Source organism: Wolbachia endosymbiont of Drosophila incompta, from assembly GCF_001758565.1.
Taxonomy (GTDB): domain Bacteria; phylum Pseudomonadota; class Alphaproteobacteria; order Rickettsiales; family Anaplasmataceae; genus Wolbachia; species Wolbachia pipientis.
This window is the reverse complement of the sequence record NZ_CP011148.1, coordinates 879463-880209: the sequence shown is the minus strand read 5'-3', so window position 1 is coordinate 880209 and position 747 is coordinate 879463. Positions and strand designations below refer to the sequence as shown.

Annotated in this window: 1 protein-coding gene; it reads right to left on the bottom strand. The window is 38.6% G+C overall.

Annotation, left to right across the window (positions count from 1 at the left end):
- Positions 1–747: AIR synthase-related protein (locus WG67_RS08600; RefSeq protein WP_458694909.1), on the bottom strand; the 747-nt coding region annotated here is incomplete at both ends.

Genomic DNA, 747 nt, shown 5'->3' with positions numbered 1-747 from the left:
GATGTCCATTATTACTGTCCCTTCAGGACATTTAACAACAGCTTTACCACTCTCATTAAACTCTCCAATCACACAAACCTCCACATCATGTTTTTTCATGATTTGCTTAAACATAGGGAGATTTTCTTCTGGCACTGCTAAGGTCATTCTCTCTTGTGATTCTGATATCCATATTTCCCACTGAGCCATACCATCGTTTTTAAGGAGAACCTTGCTCAAATCAACTTCAAATCCGTCTTTTCCCATTTCACCAATAGACGACGACAGCCCACCTGCTCCGTTATCCGTTATTGCATTATAAAGATCAAGATCTCTTGCTTTTATGACGGCATTGGATAATTTTTTTTGTGTTATAGGGTCACCAATTTGCACAATTGTTGAAGGGCTATTTCCCGATAAAGCCTCTGAAGAGAACGTTGCACCGTGAATTCCATCTCTTCCAACTCTTCCGCCAATAATTACAATCTTATCGCCATTTTTTGGTCCTTTAATGTGTGAAGGTGCATTATTTATATTGCGTGGAATAATTCCAATGCTTCCGACAAAAACTAATGGCTTGCCACAAAATCTATCGTCGAAATATACCGATCCAAGTTGTGTTGGAATACCAGAGCAATTACCAGCAACATTAACACCGTGAATCACTTCTTTCATTATATATTTTGGCGGTAAGATCTCATCAGTGCGCTCTTTATCCCTATAAAATCTGCCTTTTGCTTCTTTGGCAAAGCAAAAGTAATAGGTATT